Origin of the sequence: Microbacterium sp. R86528 (genome assembly GCF_044596335.1) — a bacterium.
Taxonomy (GTDB): Bacteria; Actinomycetota; Actinomycetes; order Actinomycetales; family Microbacteriaceae; genus Microbacterium; species Microbacterium marmarense.
On record NZ_CP138996.1, the window covers coordinates 509,711 to 524,554 of the forward strand.

Consider the following 14,844-nt stretch of genomic DNA (forward strand, 5'->3'; position numbering starts at 1 on the left):
TCCTGTTTTTCTTGGGTCGGTTGCCCTGACGGGCCGGGAATCAGTCTAGAGTCGTGCGCCTTCAACTCATGGCAGCACGACGACCTGTGCGCCGAAAACGAGTCCTGCACCAAAGCCGATCTGCAGAGCCAGTCCGCCGCTGAGCTCCGGGTGCTCTTCAAGCAAGCGGTGGGTAGCCAGCGGAATGGATGCCGCAGAGGTGTTGCCCGTGGTTTCGATGTCTCGCCCGATGATCACACTTTCTGGCAGCTTCAGCTGCTTTGCGAACTCATCGATAATGCGCATATTGGCTTGATGCGGAACGAACGCTGCGAGGTCGCTCGCGTGCACTCCCGCCTGTTCGAGCGCCTGTCGCGCGACCTTCACCATCTCCCACACCGCCCAACGAAAGACAGTGGGACCTTCCTGTCGGAGAGTAGGCCAGGGCGAAAGACCGTCGCGAAACTCAGTAAGTGTGTGATTCATGGCGACAGCGTCTGCCTTTGATCCATCTGAACCCCAGACCGTGGGGCCGATGCCTGCAAAGTCGCTTGGGCCGACGACGACTGCTCCTGCACCGTCTCCCAGGAGGAACGAGATGCTGCGATCGGTGGGGTCAACTACGTCGCTGAGCTTCTCAGTGCCGATGACAAGCGCGTAGTGACCGGCTCCCGCGCGAATAAGAGCGTCGGCCTGAGCTAGTCCGTACGCAAATCCCGCGCACGCAGCGTTCACGTCGTAGGCGGCCGCCGGGTTCGAGCCCACCCGATCGGCCACGATCGCAGAAACGGAGGGTGTCTGCTTTGGGTTGCTGATCGTCGCTACGATCACGACGTCAATCTTGTCGGCCGCGACACCTGATCGAGAGATCGCTTCGCGAGCCGCATCGGTGGCCAGATCGATCGCGTCGGTATCAGCGACGGCGCGCATGCGTGTGACGATGCCGGTGCGCTGACGGATCCACTCATCGCTTGAGTCGATGGGACCGACCAGTTCGTCGTTTGTCACTGCGATCTCGCCTCGAGCGGCACCGTATGAGTAGATACGAGTGTGGGCAGGACCGGTGGGCTGGGTCAGGGTGGGGTTCATGGAACGGCTTCCTGTTATTCGCTGACGGCGCCGAGCAACGTTTCGGCCGCTTCAAGGTCATCGGGGGTTTTGACGGCCACTGTGGGAACGCCGCGAAGTGCACGCTTCGCCAAGCCGGTGAGAGCTCCTGCGGGCGACAGTTCCACAATGCCCGAAACCTCGGCCTGTGCAAACGCCGACATGCAGAGATCCCACCGAACCGGAGATGCAACTTGTGCCACCAGCAGATCGATGAACTCCTCTCCGCTGGTCACGACCGAACCGTCTTTGTTGGTATGGATCATGAGCGCGGGTGCTGACACCGCTGCTGTGGTCACCGCAGCGCGCAGCGCATCGACTGCGGGCAACATGTAACGCGTGTGGAATGCTCCGGCGACCGGGAGAGAGATGACCCGCGTGCCGGCAACGGGGCTGGCGGCCAGGTTGGCGAGCGCTTCGACAGCGCCGGCAACGACGAGCTGTCCACCACCGTTGTAGTTGGCGGGCGTGAGATCGAGTTCTTCAAGACGTGTGAGTATTGCGGTTTCGTCTCCGCCAATCACGGCGCTCATGCCGGTCGCGGTCTGTGACGCGGCTTCGGCCATGGCTCGTCCACGGATTCCCACGAGACGAAGCGCGTCTTCGTCGGTGAGAATTCCGGCGGCGACCGCGGCTGCGAACTCGCCAACCGAGTGGCCAGCGACAGCTCCGATCGCAGAGTGATCAGTCAGCAGATTCCACGACAACAGGCTCGCGGCGACGATGAGTGGCTGCGCGACCTGTGTGTCGCGAATTCGATCAGCATCCCACTCGGTTCCGGCCGCGACGAGATCGATCTCGGCGAAGTCGGAGTAGCGAGATAGCCGCTCCCGAGCGGAGTCGATCTCAAGCCAAGGGGCGAGAAACCCGGGAGACTGCGAACCTTGTCCAGGGAATACGGCGATCTTCACCTATCCATACTGTCAGGCACAGTCGAGGCCGCTCTGGCGATGCTCTTACAAGAATCTCCAGAACCTTTGTACGAGATATACAGTCAGTGCGACTGACGGCGTGTCGGCATGCGGCGCCGGTGTGCTTCTGACCCTACCGAGCCCAGAATCAGGGCAGTCTGCAAGATCAGCGCCTCCCGCGGACCGGTCGCATCCCAGCCGATGACATCCGAAACCCGTTTGAGCCGGTAACGCACCGTGTTGGGGTGAACGAACAGCTCACGTGCCGTCGCTTCAAGCGAGCGGCCATTGTCGAGGTAGCTCCACAGCGTGGTGACCAGGTCTGCACTGTGCGATTGCAGGGGACGATAGATGCGCTCTACGAGAGTCTGCTTCGCAAGCGGATCGCCTGCGAGCGCGCGTTCAGGCAGCAGGTCGTCGGCTTCTACCGGCCGAGGTGCATGACGCCATGCGCGTGCGACCGCGAAACCCGCGAGCGCGCCTCGGGCACTCTGACCCGCGTCGACGAGCGCTGGAACCGTCGGGCCCAGCACCAGGTGGCCAGCGCCGAAGCCGGGTTCGAGTCGTTTCGCGATTTCCACGAAGGCCAACTCGCCTTCGGGGTCCTCGGAGGAATTAGGCGCGTCGGAGCGCCCGACAACCAGCACGAGGCGTGACCCTTGCACACCGATCAGCACATCAACGCCCAGCTTGCGCGCGGTACGCCGCAACTGGTCGATGTCGAACTGCGAGGGGGTGGTGCCCACCAGCACCGCGACCTCACCATGCCCGTGCCAGCCAAGCGCCGCGATACGACTGGGTAGTTCTTCGTCAGATTCACCGGTAAGAATCGAATCGACAACGAGCGCCTCGAGCCGAGCATCCCAAAGTCCTCGTGCTTCGGCCGCACGGGCATACACATCGGCAGACGCGAAGGCTACCTCGCGCGAGTAGAGCAGAATCGCCTCGCGCAAATCGTCGCCGCGCCCGCGGACGCGCTCTTCGGTGACTTCGACTGTCACACGAATAAGCTGCAGCGTCTGCTGCAAGCTCACACTACGCAGCAGTTCGCGAGGTGCTGCCGCAAAGATATCGGCGGCAATCCACGGTGTGCCCCCGGGATCGTCGTACCACTGGATGAACGCGGCGATGCCCGCCTGTGCGACCAACCCCACAGACGATCGCCGCGCGGGCGGCATCTCGGCGTACCACGGAAGGGTATCGTCAAGTCGTTTGATCGTCGTGGTGGCAATCTCGCCCGAGATCCGCCTGAGCCAGGCGAGGGTCTCGGCCTTGGCCTTGGGGTCGGTCGAGGCGGGCATCTATGCGATCAGCTCTCGCCGCCCGCGTTGCCGCTCGTGCCAGCGGTCACATCGTGCAGCTTGTACTTCTCGATAGCTTGAGCCGATAGCGAGCGATCGACCTTGCCCTCGGCGGCGAGCGCCTGAAGCGTGCGAACAACCAGCGAAGGCCCATCGATCTTGAAGAATCGGCGAGCAGCCGCACGGGTGTCAGAGAAGCCGAAGCCGTCTGCGCCCAAGGTGGCGAACTGGTGCTGCACCCAGGGTCGGATCTGGTCTTGCACCGCGTGCATGAAGTCACTCACTGCGACGACGGGTCCTTCAGCGCCAGCGAGCTTCTTGGTGATGTACGCGGTCTGCGGCTCTTCCTCGGGGTGCAAGAAGTTGTGCTCATCGGCAGCGAGCCCATCACGACGCAACTCTGTCCAGGAGGTCACTGACCAGATGTCAGCAATCACACCCCAGTCATCGCGAAGCAGCTGCTGCGCTTCCTTTGCCCAAAGCACGCCCACTCCCGAAGCGAGTAGCTGCGCACGAGGACCTTCGCCTTCGCCCACCGAGATGCGGTGGATTCCACGCAGGATTCCGTCGACATCGACGTCTTCGGGCTCAGCTGGCTGCACCAGCGGCTCGTTGTACACGGTGATGTAGTACATGACGTTCGGATCGGAGTGCTCGCCGCCGTACATGCGCTCGATGCCGGCGCGCACGATGTGAGCGATTTCGTAGCCGTAGGCGGGGTCGTACGACACCGTTGCCGGGTTAGTCGATGCGAGCAGGTGCGAGTGACCGTCCGCGTGCTGAAGGCCTTCACCCGTGAGCGTGGTGCGTCCTGCGGTGGCGCCGATGATGAAGCCACGAGCCATCTGGTCGCCAGCGGCCCACTGAGCGTCGCCGGTGCGCTGGAATCCGAACATCGAGTAGAACACATAGACCGGGATCAAGGGCTCGCCGTGCGTTGAGTACGACGTTCCTGTGGCGGTGAACGCGGCCACAGCACCCGCCTCGTTGATGCCGACGTGAAGGATCTGGCCCTGCGGGCTCTCCTTGTAGGCAAGCAGCAATTCACGGTTGACCGACGTGTAGTTCTGGCCGTTCGGGTTGTAGATCTTCGCCGTGGGGAAGTACGCGTCGATGCCGAAAGTGCGTGCTTCGTCGGGAATGATCGGCACGATGCGGTGGCCGAAGTCCTTCGCTCGCAACAGGTCTTTCAACAGTCGAACGAACGCCATCGTCGTGGCGATCTCTTGCGTGCCGGAGCCCTTCTTCGGAAGCGCGTAGGTCGCATCGCCGGGCAACTGCAGACCGACGTGATGTGTGCGGCGCTCGGGCAGGAACCCGCCCAAGGCACGACGTCGCTCCTGCATGTACTGGATCGTCTCGTCCTGGGGTCCGGGGTTGTAGTACGGAGGCTCGTATGGGTTTTCTTCGAGCTGTGCGTCTGAGACCGGAATCCGCATCGAATCGCGGAAGTGCTTGAGGTCCTGCAGACTCATCTTCTTCATCTGGTGCGTCGCATTGCGCCCCTCGAAGTGGTGACCGAGCCCATAGCCCTTGATTGTCTTGGCCAGAATGACCGTCGGCTGCCCCTTGTGCTCGCGGGCGTTCTTGTAGGCCGCGTAGACCTTCTGGTAGTCCAGCCCACCACGACGAAGGTCGCCCCAGATCTGGTCATCGCTCCAGTCCTTGACCAGGGCGGCGGTACGTTCGTCGCGACCAAAGAAGTTCTCTCGAATGTACGCGCCGTCTTCAGCACGGAAGGTCTGGAAGTCTCCGTCGGGGGTGCTGTTCATCAGACGCACGAGTGCGCCATCGTCATCCTTCGCGAGCAGCTGATCCCAACCGCGGCCCCAGACGACCTTGATGACATTCCAGCCCGCGCCCCGGAAGAAGCTCTCAAGCTCCTGGATGATCTTGCCGTTTCCACGAACGGGTCCGTCAAGGCGCTGCAGGTTGCAGTTGACGATGAAGGTCAGGTTGTCAAGGCCCTCGTTGGCGGCTACCTGAAGCTGCCCGCGGCTTTCGACCTCATCCATCTCGCCATCGCCGAGGAATGCCCAAACGTGCGAATCGGAGACATCCTTGATGCCTCGGTTGGTGAGGTATTTGTTCGTCATCGCCTGATAGATGGCGTTGATGGGGCCAAGTCCCATCGAAACGGTGGGGAACTGCCAGTACTCGGGCATGAGCCTCGGGTGCGGGTACGACGGCAGTCCATCAGGAGCCTTCGACTTTTCCTGGCGGAACCCATCAAGCTGGTTCTCGGTAAGTCTTCCCTCGAGGAACGATCGCGCGTACGTGCCGGGGGATGCGTGACCCTGGATGAAGACCTGGTCTCCGCCGTCCGGATCGTCGAGGCCGCGGAAGAAGTGGTTGTAGCCAACCTCGTAGAGCGACGCCGAAGACGCATACGTCGAGATGTGTCCGCCAACGCCGATGCCGGGGCGCTGAGCGCGGTGCACGGTGAGTGCCGCGTTCCAACGAACCCAACGGCGATAGCGGCGCTCGATCTCTTCGTCACCCGGGAAATCAGGCTCGTTGTCAGGCGCAATCGTGTTGATGTAGTCGGTGGTTGGCACCTGGGGCACGTTGAGCTGAAGCTCATGCGACGTGTGGAGCAGGCTCAGCATGATCTCGCGCCCACGGCCGTGGCCACGAGCTTGCACGAGTTGCTGAAGGGATTCCTGCCACTCGGCAGTTTCATCGGGATCGCTATCGAGGGGAGCCTGCGAGTATGGATCCTGATCGTTGACAGTCACAGAAGACCTTTCGTCGTCTGGCAGATCGTGCCAGGGAATCACTATCGAAGCGGTGTGGACATTGTTCGACTCACACAAAGCGCCAACCATAAGCCTAGCGAGTTTGAGTGTCGGGAGCCGATTCCGAAGTGCCCAGATGTCTGCGTTTCGCGGCCAGATGTGCTCGTTTCGCTGATTCGGGGCTGAGTCTCGTAGACTGATGGGGAAGGGCCTTTAGCTCAGCTGGTAGAGCGCCACGTTTACACCGTGGATGTCGTCGGTTCGATCCCGGCAGGGCCCACTGCAGGCGTGATTCGGTATCTCACGCACCTTGGTGAGTGACGGTGCAAGTCGCCGCGCCCAGCCAACGTTAGAGCCGGCTTTCACGCGGAAGCCCTCGTGTCGGTTAGGTTTGATCCGTGAATGCCAGCCCCGCAAACCAGCGCCTCCTTCTTGAGGTTTCCGACCTCGACGCTCGAATTCGTCGCGCCGAGCATGCCCGCGCGAATGCCCCTCAGGCCGCGCGCATCAAAGAGCTGCTGGCGCAGCGCCAGGTGCTTTCGCAAGAGTTGGCGCTTCGGCTCGGAGTTCGCGATGATCTGCGCACCGAGCTGTCTCGAATCGAATCCGACGTCGAAGTAGTCGACGCTCGTCGAGAACGCGACACCGGGCGTCTCGCGGTGTCGAGCAATACGAAGGAGATTGCCGGGCTAGAGCACGAGCTTGAATCTCTCGCACGCCGCAAGAGCGAACTCGAAGACGGCGAAATTCTGGTGATGGAGCGACTCGAGGCCGCAGAGGCCGCCGTCGCCGAGCAGGAGTCGCTCATCGCAACCACCAACGCTGAAGGCGCCGAATTGAGTGCGGGGGCAAAGCGGCACGTTGCAGAGGCAACCGCCGAGCTCGAGGCTGCTACGAGAGACCGCACGGCTGTCGCGCAAAACGTAGCCGACGACTTGCTGGCGCTGTATGACCGTATCTCGCAGCGTGACAACGGCGCGGGCGAACTCGTTCGACGCACCTGTAGCGCGTGCAACATGGTGCTGTCTGGCACCGACCTGCAGAAAGTGCGCGCGGCTGCGCCTGACGCCGTCGTGCATTGCCCTGAGTGCGGGTGCATTCTGGTGCGCGGTGAGGACTCCGGTCTCTGACTCCGCCCGCCACGGCTGGGTAGCGCTCGGCACATCTGGCGAGCGCGTACTCGCGGTTGTGCTCGATGCCACCGGCGCCGCCCTGCAACGCGTCGATTTGAGCGCAGCGGAGTTTCCGGGCTGGGTGATCGACCGAGAGTCAGCCTTCTCACCACGTTGGGTATGGAACGACACGCCGCGGTGGTATCCGCGACTGCTCCAAGCCGGCATTCGAGTTTCGCGGTGTCACGATCTTCGACTCTCACACCTCGTTCTAGAAGCTTCGAATCTGGTAGTGGATGCTGCACCGCTGCGGGCAGCATCTCGCTGGCATGCGCTGCCGTATGAGGCAGGTCCGCTCCGTGCACCTGCGCTCTTTGACTGGGATTCCGACACCTCACGAAGTGCACTGCCCACCGATGCCGATGAGACTGTCGCGGAATTCGCGCGCCAACAAGCCGCGATTACACAGAGCACAGATCCCAACAGATTGCGGCTACTCACGGCGGCCGAGTCGGCGGGCGCGCTCGTCGCGGCTGAGCTTCAAGTGGCTGGCCTGCCATGGAGTCGCGCAGCTCATGAGCAGATCTTGCACGAGAGTCTTGGCACCCCTGACACGACCACTGGCATTCCCACGCAGATCCTTCAGCTCAGGAATCAGATCCACGAGCTTCTCGGCGACAACACCGTCAGCCTAGATTCGCAGCCAAAGCTGCTGCGCGCGTTGCATCGCGCGGGTGTCTTGGTGGAATCGACAAGCCGGTGGGAGCTTGCCGAGCAGCAACATCCGGTCATTGCGCCCCTGCTCGAGTACAAGAAGCTGACACGCCTGCTGTCGGCCAACGGATGGGCATGGCTCGACGAGTGGGTGCATGACGAGCGTTTCCGTCCCGTTTACGTGCCGAGTGGAGTGGTCACCGGGCGCTGGGCGTCTTCTGGTGGGGGAGCCCTGCAGATTCCACGTCAGCTGCGCAGTGCAGTGCGTGCCGATCCAGGGTGGAAGCTCGTCGTCGCCGATGTAGCGCAACTCGAACCGCGCGTGCTCGCGGCAATGGCGGCGGACAACTACCTAGCCGACGCGGCATTCGGCCGTGACCTCTACGCAGGAATCGTCGATTCGGGAACGATCGCAAGCCGCCCAGAAGCCAAGATCGCCATGCTCGGCGCGATGTACGGCGCGACGTCGGGGGAGTCTGGCCGGCTGGTGCCGCGTCTGCGGCGAAGCTATCCCCGGGCAATGGCTCTCGTTGACGGCGCGGCGAGAACCGGCGAAGACGGCGGTACAGTCGCGACCTGGCTGGGTCGCACCTGTGCACCGCCGTCATCGCAGTGGCAGGTTGCCCAAGCACAGGCAAGCGACTCAGGCGCGTCTGAGGCCGACGTTGCCCGTGCACGAGGTTGGGCACGAGACCGCGGTCGATTCACGCGGAACTTCATTGTGCAGGGCACGGCCGCCGAGTGGGCCCTGGCGTGGCTAGGAGATCTGCGCTCGAGGCTGGATCGCTTGCCTCCGGCTCCCTCCGGCGAACGAGCGACTGCGTCTGGCACAGTGTTCGATAGGCGAGCGCACCTGGCATTCTTCTTGCACGATGAGGTGATCGTACATGCACACGAGTCGCAAGCGACCGCTGCCGCCGAAGCAGTGCAAGCGTCCGCCGAAGCAGCCGGTCGGCTGTTGTTTGGCGAGTTCCGGCTAGATTTTCCGCTCGATGTGAGCATCGCAGACACCGCTGCGAAGGACTGAGACTCTCAGTCCGCTCACGACCCAGATAGGATCACTGTTGCGAATGGGTCGGCTGGATGATCACGTCGTGAGCGGTTCTCCGCTTCGCGCCGAGGAACGTCCGGGCTCCACAGGGCAGGGCGGTGGCTAACACCCACCCGGAGCAATCCGCGAGACAGTGCCACAGAAAATAGACCGCCGGGCGCGCCCGGTAAGGGTGAAACGGTGGTGTAAGAGACCACCGAGATCGTGGTGACACGGTCTGCAAGGTAAACCTCGCCCGGAGCAAGGCCAGACAGGGGATGTTGACGCGGCTCGCCGAGTCCCCGGGTAGGCCGCTAGAGCGGCACGGCAACGTGTCGCCGAGATAGATGGTCATCAGAGGGGCGCCAAGCCCCCGAACAGAACCCGGCGTACAGGCCGGCCCATTCGCCCTTGATCACCGACGTGACGAGACCGTTGCGCCCCTGATGTCAGCCGAGCGAGAGCGCTGCCGCGCCGATGATGCCGGCGTTGTTGCGGTGCACCGCGGGAACGATCGGCGTCTTGAGATCGAGTAACGGCAAGAACTGCTTCGAGTGTTTGGACACTCCACCGCCGACGACCAGCAGGTCTGGGCTGAACAGAAACTCGATGTGCCCGTAGTACCACTGCAGACGCTTCGCCCACTGCTTCCACGAGAGTTCTTCACGCTCCATCGCCGAGTAGGCGGCGTACGCTTCGGCGTCGCTCTTGTGGCCTGGGCGGTGCACATGGCCCAACTCTGAGTTAGGGACCAAAACGCCGTCGTACAAGAGGGCTGAGCCAATGCCGGTGCCTAGCGTGGTCAGGATCGTCAATCCTTGCTGCCCTTTGGCTGCGCCGTATCGCAGCTCAGCGACGCCCGCGACATCGGCGTCATTGGCGAAGTGGATGTCTCTGCCTAGCCCTTTTTCAAAGAACTTTTCTGCCTCGAACCCGATCCACTTGTCAGAGACGTTCGCAGCAGACAAAGTGCGGCCGTTCTTCACAATTGCGGGAAAAGCCACCCCCAGCGGAATCGACGCATCTTCAACCTCAAGAATGCCGAGCACTGTCGTAACGGCTGCGAGAACATCTTTGGGCTCCGCCCCGGCAGGCGTCGCAACTTTGACCCGGTCGCTGATCAGCTCGCCACGGTCGAGGTCGACGATTCCTGCTTTGATCCCCGTGCCGCCAATATCTACGCCGACCGCACGGGTCCCTTGAGATGCCATGGAGTAAGCCTATCGATCGAGCGCCCCATCGGCTGAACGCGGGTCGTTAGGATGACGGTAGCTGCGGAAACCCGCTTCATTGAGGAGATCCACGATGACCGGTGACAACGAGAAGTATTGGTACAACCTGAAAACGGGCGAGGTGGAGAAGGGCTTCGAGTCGCCCGCCATTGACCGCGCGGGGCCGTTCGATACACCCGACGAGGCAGCGGCCGCTCCTGAGGTTCTCAAGGCGCGCTCACGCGCGTGGGCTGACGAAGAGTCCAAGGAAGACAACTGGGGTTCTGCCTGAGTGTCAGGTTTCGCCGCGTGCGACCAGTAGTCTGGCTATGGCCGCGCCCGGCACTGGAGAGGATGCGATGGACAAGCAGCGTGACTTCGTTCTGAGGACAATCGAAGAGCGAGGAGTCAAGTTCGTTCGTCTGTGGTTCACAGACGTGATCGGCACCTTGAAATCGGTGGCGATCGCCCCGGCGGAAGTTGAAGGTGCCTTCACTGAGGGCCTTGGATTCGATGGCTCTGCCATCGAGGGACTCACGCGGTCGTACGAATCCGATCTGCTGGCCCACCCAGACCCGACGACGTTCCAGACGCTTCCGTGGCGCGGTGAGATCGACCCCACCGCACGCATGTTCTGCGATATCACGACTCCCGACGGTCAACCCGCGGTTGCTGACCCTCGTCACGTGCTGAAGCGTGCGTTGGCGAAAGCGGCTGACGCCGGCTTCACTTTCTACACGCACCCTGAGATCGAGTTCTACCTTCTGAAGTCGTCGTCGTACGGGCCGGAAGGTCCGCAGCCGGTCGACTCAGCTGGGTACTTCGACAACGTGCCAGGCGGAACGGCGCACGACTTCCGGCGGCGCTCTGTGCGCATGCTCGAGGATCTGGGTATCTCGGTCGAGTTCAGCCACCATGAAGGTGGACCGGGCCAGAACGAGATCGACCTTCGCTACGCAGACGCGCTCGCTACTGCCGACAACATCATGACCTTCCGCACGGTCATCAAAGAGGTCGCGATCGAACAGGGCGTGTATGCGACGTTTATGCCGAAGCCCCTGGGTGGCAAGCCCGGCAGCGGTATGCACACCCACATGTCGCTCTTCGAGGGCGATGTCAACGCGTTCTACGACGAGAGTGGCGAATACCAGCTTTCGAAGGTTGGTCGCCAGTTCATCGCGGGACTGTTGAAGCACGCTGGCGAGATCGCAGCGGTGACCAACCAGTTCGTGAACTCGTACAAGCGACTTTGGGGCGGCGACGAGGCTCCGAGTTTCATCTGCTGGGGTCACAACAACCGCTCCGCGCTCGTGCGCGTGCCGATGTACAAGCCCAACAAGGGCGGATCGTCGCGTGTTGAGTACCGCGGACTCGACTCGGCGGCAAACCCTTACCTGGCCTACGCACTCCTCTTGGCAGCAGGCCTCAAGGGAATCGAAGAAGAATACGAGCTCCCACCCGAGGCAGAAGACAACGTCTGGTCACTCACCGACTCGGAGCGGCGCGCGCTTGGCTACGATCCACTGCCCGCGAGTCTCGATCATGCCCTCGAGCTCATGCAGGAGTCAGAACTGGTCGCCGAGACGCTCGGTGAGCAGGTATTCAACTACGTGCTGCTGAACAAGCGTCAGGAGTGGCAGGAGTATCGTTCGCAGGTGACTCCGTACGAGCTCAAGAGCAACCTCGAGATGCTCTGACGCCACACGGCTGACGTATGGCTCCCAGCGAACGCCCCGGCTCTTCACTCACGCCACTTGCACGGCTCGGCTTTGGCGATCTTCAAGACGCCGAAAAGTACCTGGAAGAGCTCAGTGTAGAAACCGGACTCACACGCGACGAGTTGCTCAGCGACGTCGCTGTTGCGGCAGATCCAGACGGTGCTATCAGCGCGCTCGTCTCGATCGTCCGACGGGATGCTGCTCCGGTGCGGGCACTGCGGCAGAGCGCCCACGGTTGGCGAACGCTCTGGGCATTGTTGGGGGCGTCTACCGGGTTCGGCGAGTTCTATCTGCGGCATCCCGAAGAGATCGGTCAGATCCACACGTTCGGCGCCCTTCCGAGTAGCCAAGGAGTGCTCGCCTCGATGCTGGAGTCCGTCGCGGCGAAAGACGGCTTCGCCCCCGACGGCTCTGAAACTTCATGGGTTGCGTTGCGTGTGCGCTATCGCCGCATCCTCGCGCAGATCGCGGCGTACGACCTCTTGAGCGATTCACCTATCAATGAGGTCGCTGCGGTGTCCTCACGACTTGCAGACGCCGCGGGGGCCGCTCTAGAGGCTTCGCTGTGTGTGGCTCGCACGCGGATCTCTGGGGGAGCGGCGGGCGCTGGTCTGTTCCCGCGCGCCGATGTCGCCGCGACGCAGCTATCGATCATCGGCATGGGCAAGACCGGGGCACGCGAGCTCAACTACATCAGCGACGTAGACGTTATTTTCGTCGCGGGCGCAGATGCTGAGGCTGAAGAGTCGCTCGGCCAAAGCAAGATCGTCGATATCGCCACACGCCTGGCCTTGCAGACGATGCGCGGTGTGTCGAGTATCGAGATCGAACCGCCATTGTGGGAGGTGGATGCGAATCTGCGACCAGAGGGAAAGCAGGGCGCCCTTGTGCGCACTCTTGACTCTCATCTGGCCTACTACGACCGGTGGGCGAAAGGCTGGGAGTTTCAAGCGCTGCTCAAAGCCCGTCCGATAGCGGGGGATGCTGAGCTGGGGGCCGCGTACGTCGATGCCGTTCAGCCTAAGATCTGGACCAGCGCTGCGCGCGAGAACTTCGTTGACAATGTACAGCGAATGCGAGAGCGGGTAACGGAACACATCCCACCCGAAGAGGTGCCGCTGCAGATCAAGCTCGGCCCCGGTGGCATCCGAGACATCGAGTTCACGGTGCAGCTTCTGCAGCTCGTGCATGGTCTGTCAGATGAGCGCATTCGCCAACGCAGTACATTAGACGCACTCGACTCACTGGTCGCACAGGGCTATATCGGGCGCGCCGAGGCATCCACATTCTCTGATCACTACCGGTTTCTTCGCCTACTTGAACACCGCGTGCAGTTGCGTCACCTTCGCCGCACGCATCTGATGCCGGAGGATCGCAGTGACCTGCGAATACTCGCGCGCGCGACCAAACTTGCCGAGACCGGCCCCAAGATCTGGGATCAATGGGAGCGAGTCAAGCGCGAGGTTCGCGAAATCCACGTGCGGCTGTTCTACCGGCCGCTGCTGTCTGCCGTTGCCTCCTTGCCAGCCGAAGAACGGGTTCTGTCCACCGACCAGGCTCGCGATCGACTGGCGGCAATCGGGTTCGTGGATCCCGCAGGTGCACTGCGGCATATCGCCGCGCTCACCACGGGCCTCAGCCGCAAGGCGACAATCCAGCGCCATCTCATGCCCGTGATGATCCGTTGGTTCGCGCATGGCGTCGATCCCGACTACGGTCTCATCGCGTTCAGACGCTTGAGCGAACGACTCGGTGACACCCATTGGTTCCTGCGGATGCTGCGAGATTCCTCAGGCGCAGCGGAGTCGCTGTCGTACGCCTTGTCGGGATCGCACTACGTCGGCGAGCTCATGGAGTGGATACCGGAATCGGCCGCGTGGCTAGACGATCCGGCAGCGCTTCGACCTCGCACTGGGACGGCACTACAGCAAGAGGCGCGTGCTATTCAGACGCGTCACACACGCATCGATGACGCCATGCGCGCCGTGAGAGCGCTGCGCAGGCGTGAGCTGCTGCGCACAGCCATGGCTGGCATCGGTGGCGACATCACGATCGAAGAAGTCGCTGCCGCGCTCACGACCATCACGGACGTGACCATTCAAGCGACACTGCGCGCGGTGCGACGCGAGGTGGTTCCGCCCGAAGATGACTCGTTGGATTTCTCGATCATCGCGATGGGCCGATTCGGGGGTGCAGAACTCGGCTTCGGGTCAGATGCCGATGTGATGTACGTGTATCGCGCGAACGATGTCTCCGCAGAGCGTGCGCACGCGCTTTCAACGAAGATCGTCTCTGAACTTCGCAAGCACTCGGAAGATCACCGACTGCCACTGGATCTTGACGCCGACCTTCGGCCCGAGGGCCGCAACGGACCGCTCGTGCGGTCACTGGACTCGTACGCCGAGTACTACCGCCGCTGGTCGCTCTCGTGGGAGGCGCAGGCACTGTTGCGTGCTCGCGGCGTAGCCGGGAGCGTCAAGCTGATCACCGCGTTCATGGAGCTGGCCGACCAGGTGCGCTATCCTGCCGCGGTCGATCCGCAGAGTTTGCGTGAGATCAAGCGCATCAAGGCACGAGTAGAAAATGAACGGCTGCCGCAAGGCGTGGATCCGTCGCGTCATCTGAAGCTCGGCCCGGGCACACTGAGTGATGTCGAATGGCTGTGTCAGATCATTCAGCTCGAGCACGGTCACGACCACCCCGAACTGCGCACCACCTCGACGCAGGCAACGTTAGAGGCAGCGAGTGCCGCCGGGCTCATTCCCGAGATTGCTGCACAGCGACTCGGAGAAGCATGGCGGCTTTCGAGCCGACTGCGTTCTGCGAACACGTTGCTCTCTGGTCAGACCAGCGATGTGCTGCCAGCCGATCGCAAGCGGCTCGATGGCATCGGGCGACTGTTGGGCTATCCGCCGCGCTCTGCCACGAGCGTCGAAGAAGACTACCTCGCAACCGCGCGCCGCTCGCGCCGCGTCTTCGAGAAGCTTTTCTACGGGTAGCGAACACGAAGATGGGCCCCGGTT

Annotated in this window: 10 protein-coding genes, 1 tRNA gene and 1 other RNA gene; 7 read left to right on the plus strand and 5 right to left on the minus strand. The window is 62.4% G+C overall.

Translation table 11 applies throughout. The features are described 5' to 3' along the window. Positions 1–66 precede the first annotated feature (66 nt). The 4 genes from SJY18_RS02545 to aceE form a co-directional block, all read right to left on the minus strand. The gene (locus tag SJY18_RS02545; RefSeq protein WP_396668288.1) at positions 67–1,068 is read right to left on the minus strand and encodes a beta-ketoacyl-ACP synthase III; all 1,002 of its coding nucleotides are present in this window, start codon (positions 1,066–1,068) and stop codon (positions 67–69) included. A 14-nt stretch (positions 1,069–1,082) separates the two neighbouring features. Next, positions 1,083–1,997 (minus strand): ACP S-malonyltransferase, encoded by a 915-nt coding sequence (locus SJY18_RS02550; protein ID WP_396668289.1) that lies wholly within the window; start codon positions 1,995–1,997, stop codon positions 1,083–1,085. Between the two features lie 83 nt (positions 1,998–2,080). Further along, positions 2,081–3,298, minus strand: a complete 1,218-nt coding sequence (locus SJY18_RS02555; RefSeq protein ID WP_337337978.1) for a helix-turn-helix domain-containing protein — start codon at positions 3,296–3,298, stop codon at positions 2,081–2,083. An 8-nt stretch (positions 3,299–3,306) separates the two neighbouring features. Next, on the minus strand, positions 3,307–6,036 hold the full coding sequence (aceE, locus tag SJY18_RS02560; RefSeq protein ID WP_396668290.1) for a pyruvate dehydrogenase (acetyl-transferring), homodimeric type: 2,730 nt from the start codon (positions 6,034–6,036) through the stop codon (positions 3,307–3,309). Positions 6,037–6,243: 207 nt separating this feature from the next. Between aceE and SJY18_RS02565 the strand changes: the two genes are divergently transcribed. The 4 genes from SJY18_RS02565 to rnpB all read left to right on the plus strand — a co-directional run bounded on the left by SJY18_RS02565 (position 6,244) and on the right by rnpB (position 9,300). After that, positions 6,244–6,316: transfer RNA gene (locus SJY18_RS02565), tRNA-Val, on the plus strand. Positions 6,317–6,434: 118 nt separating this feature from the next. Next, complete coding sequence (locus SJY18_RS02570) at positions 6,435–7,166, plus strand: C4-type zinc ribbon domain-containing protein (RefSeq protein ID WP_337337976.1); 732 nt, start codon at positions 6,435–6,437, stop codon at positions 7,164–7,166. Further along, on the plus strand, positions 7,147–8,889 hold the full coding sequence (locus SJY18_RS02575) for a bifunctional 3'-5' exonuclease/DNA polymerase (RefSeq protein WP_396668291.1): 1,743 nt from the start codon (positions 7,147–7,149) through the stop codon (positions 8,887–8,889). Before SJY18_RS02570 ends, SJY18_RS02575 begins: the two co-directional genes overlap by 20 nt. Before the next feature lie 44 nt (positions 8,890–8,933). Beyond that, positions 8,934–9,300: RNase P RNA component class A (gene rnpB / locus SJY18_RS02580), an RNA gene on the plus strand. A gap of 41 nt (positions 9,301–9,341) precedes the next feature. On the opposite strand, the gene ppgK is transcribed toward rnpB, so the two are convergent. After that, positions 9,342–10,103 carry a polyphosphate--glucose phosphotransferase gene (gene ppgK / locus SJY18_RS02585; RefSeq protein WP_337337973.1) on the minus strand — a complete coding sequence of 254 codons (762 nt, stop codon included), beginning with the start codon at positions 10,101–10,103 and terminating at the stop codon, positions 9,342–9,344. Positions 10,104–10,197: 94 nt separating this feature from the next. Here ppgK and SJY18_RS02590 point away from each other — a divergent pair, with 94 nt between their 5' ends. The 3 genes from SJY18_RS02590 (at position 10,198) to SJY18_RS02600 (ending at position 14,820) form a co-directional block, all read left to right on the plus strand. Continuing rightward, positions 10,198–10,395, plus strand: coding sequence for an SPOR domain-containing protein (locus SJY18_RS02590; protein ID WP_337337972.1), 198 nt, complete (start codon positions 10,198–10,200; stop codon positions 10,393–10,395). A 67-nt stretch (positions 10,396–10,462) separates the two neighbouring features. Beyond that, positions 10,463–11,800, plus strand: coding sequence for a type I glutamate--ammonia ligase (gene glnA / locus SJY18_RS02595; RefSeq protein ID WP_396668871.1), 1,338 nt, complete (start codon positions 10,463–10,465; stop codon positions 11,798–11,800). 17 nt (positions 11,801–11,817) lie between these two features. Then, positions 11,818–14,820, plus strand: coding sequence for a bifunctional [glutamine synthetase] adenylyltransferase/[glutamine synthetase]-adenylyl-L-tyrosine phosphorylase (locus tag SJY18_RS02600; RefSeq protein WP_396668292.1), 3,003 nt, complete (start codon positions 11,818–11,820; stop codon positions 14,818–14,820). Positions 14,821–14,844: the final 24 nt, after the last annotated feature.

Bases quoted from the DNA above. Each gene is read 5' to 3' on its own strand.
- SJY18_RS02545 (WP_396668288.1), bottom strand. From the start codon at position 1,068: ATGAACCCCACCCTGACCCAGCCCACCGGTCCTGCCCACACTCGTATC.
- SJY18_RS02555 (WP_337337978.1), bottom strand. From the start codon at position 3,298: ATGCCCGCCTCGACCGACCCCAAGGCCAAGGCCGAGACCCTCGCCTGG.
- ppgK (WP_337337973.1), bottom strand. From the start codon at position 10,103: ATGGCATCTCAAGGGACCCGTGCGGTCGGCGTAGATATTGGCGGCACG.
- SJY18_RS02590 (WP_337337972.1), top strand. From the start codon at position 10,198: ATGACCGGTGACAACGAGAAGTATTGGTACAACCTGAAAACGGGCGAG.
- glnA (WP_396668871.1), top strand. From the start codon at position 10,463: ATGGACAAGCAGCGTGACTTCGTTCTGAGGACAATCGAAGAGCGAGGA.
- SJY18_RS02600 (WP_396668292.1), top strand. From the start codon at position 11,818: ATGGCTCCCAGCGAACGCCCCGGCTCTTCACTCACGCCACTTGCACGG.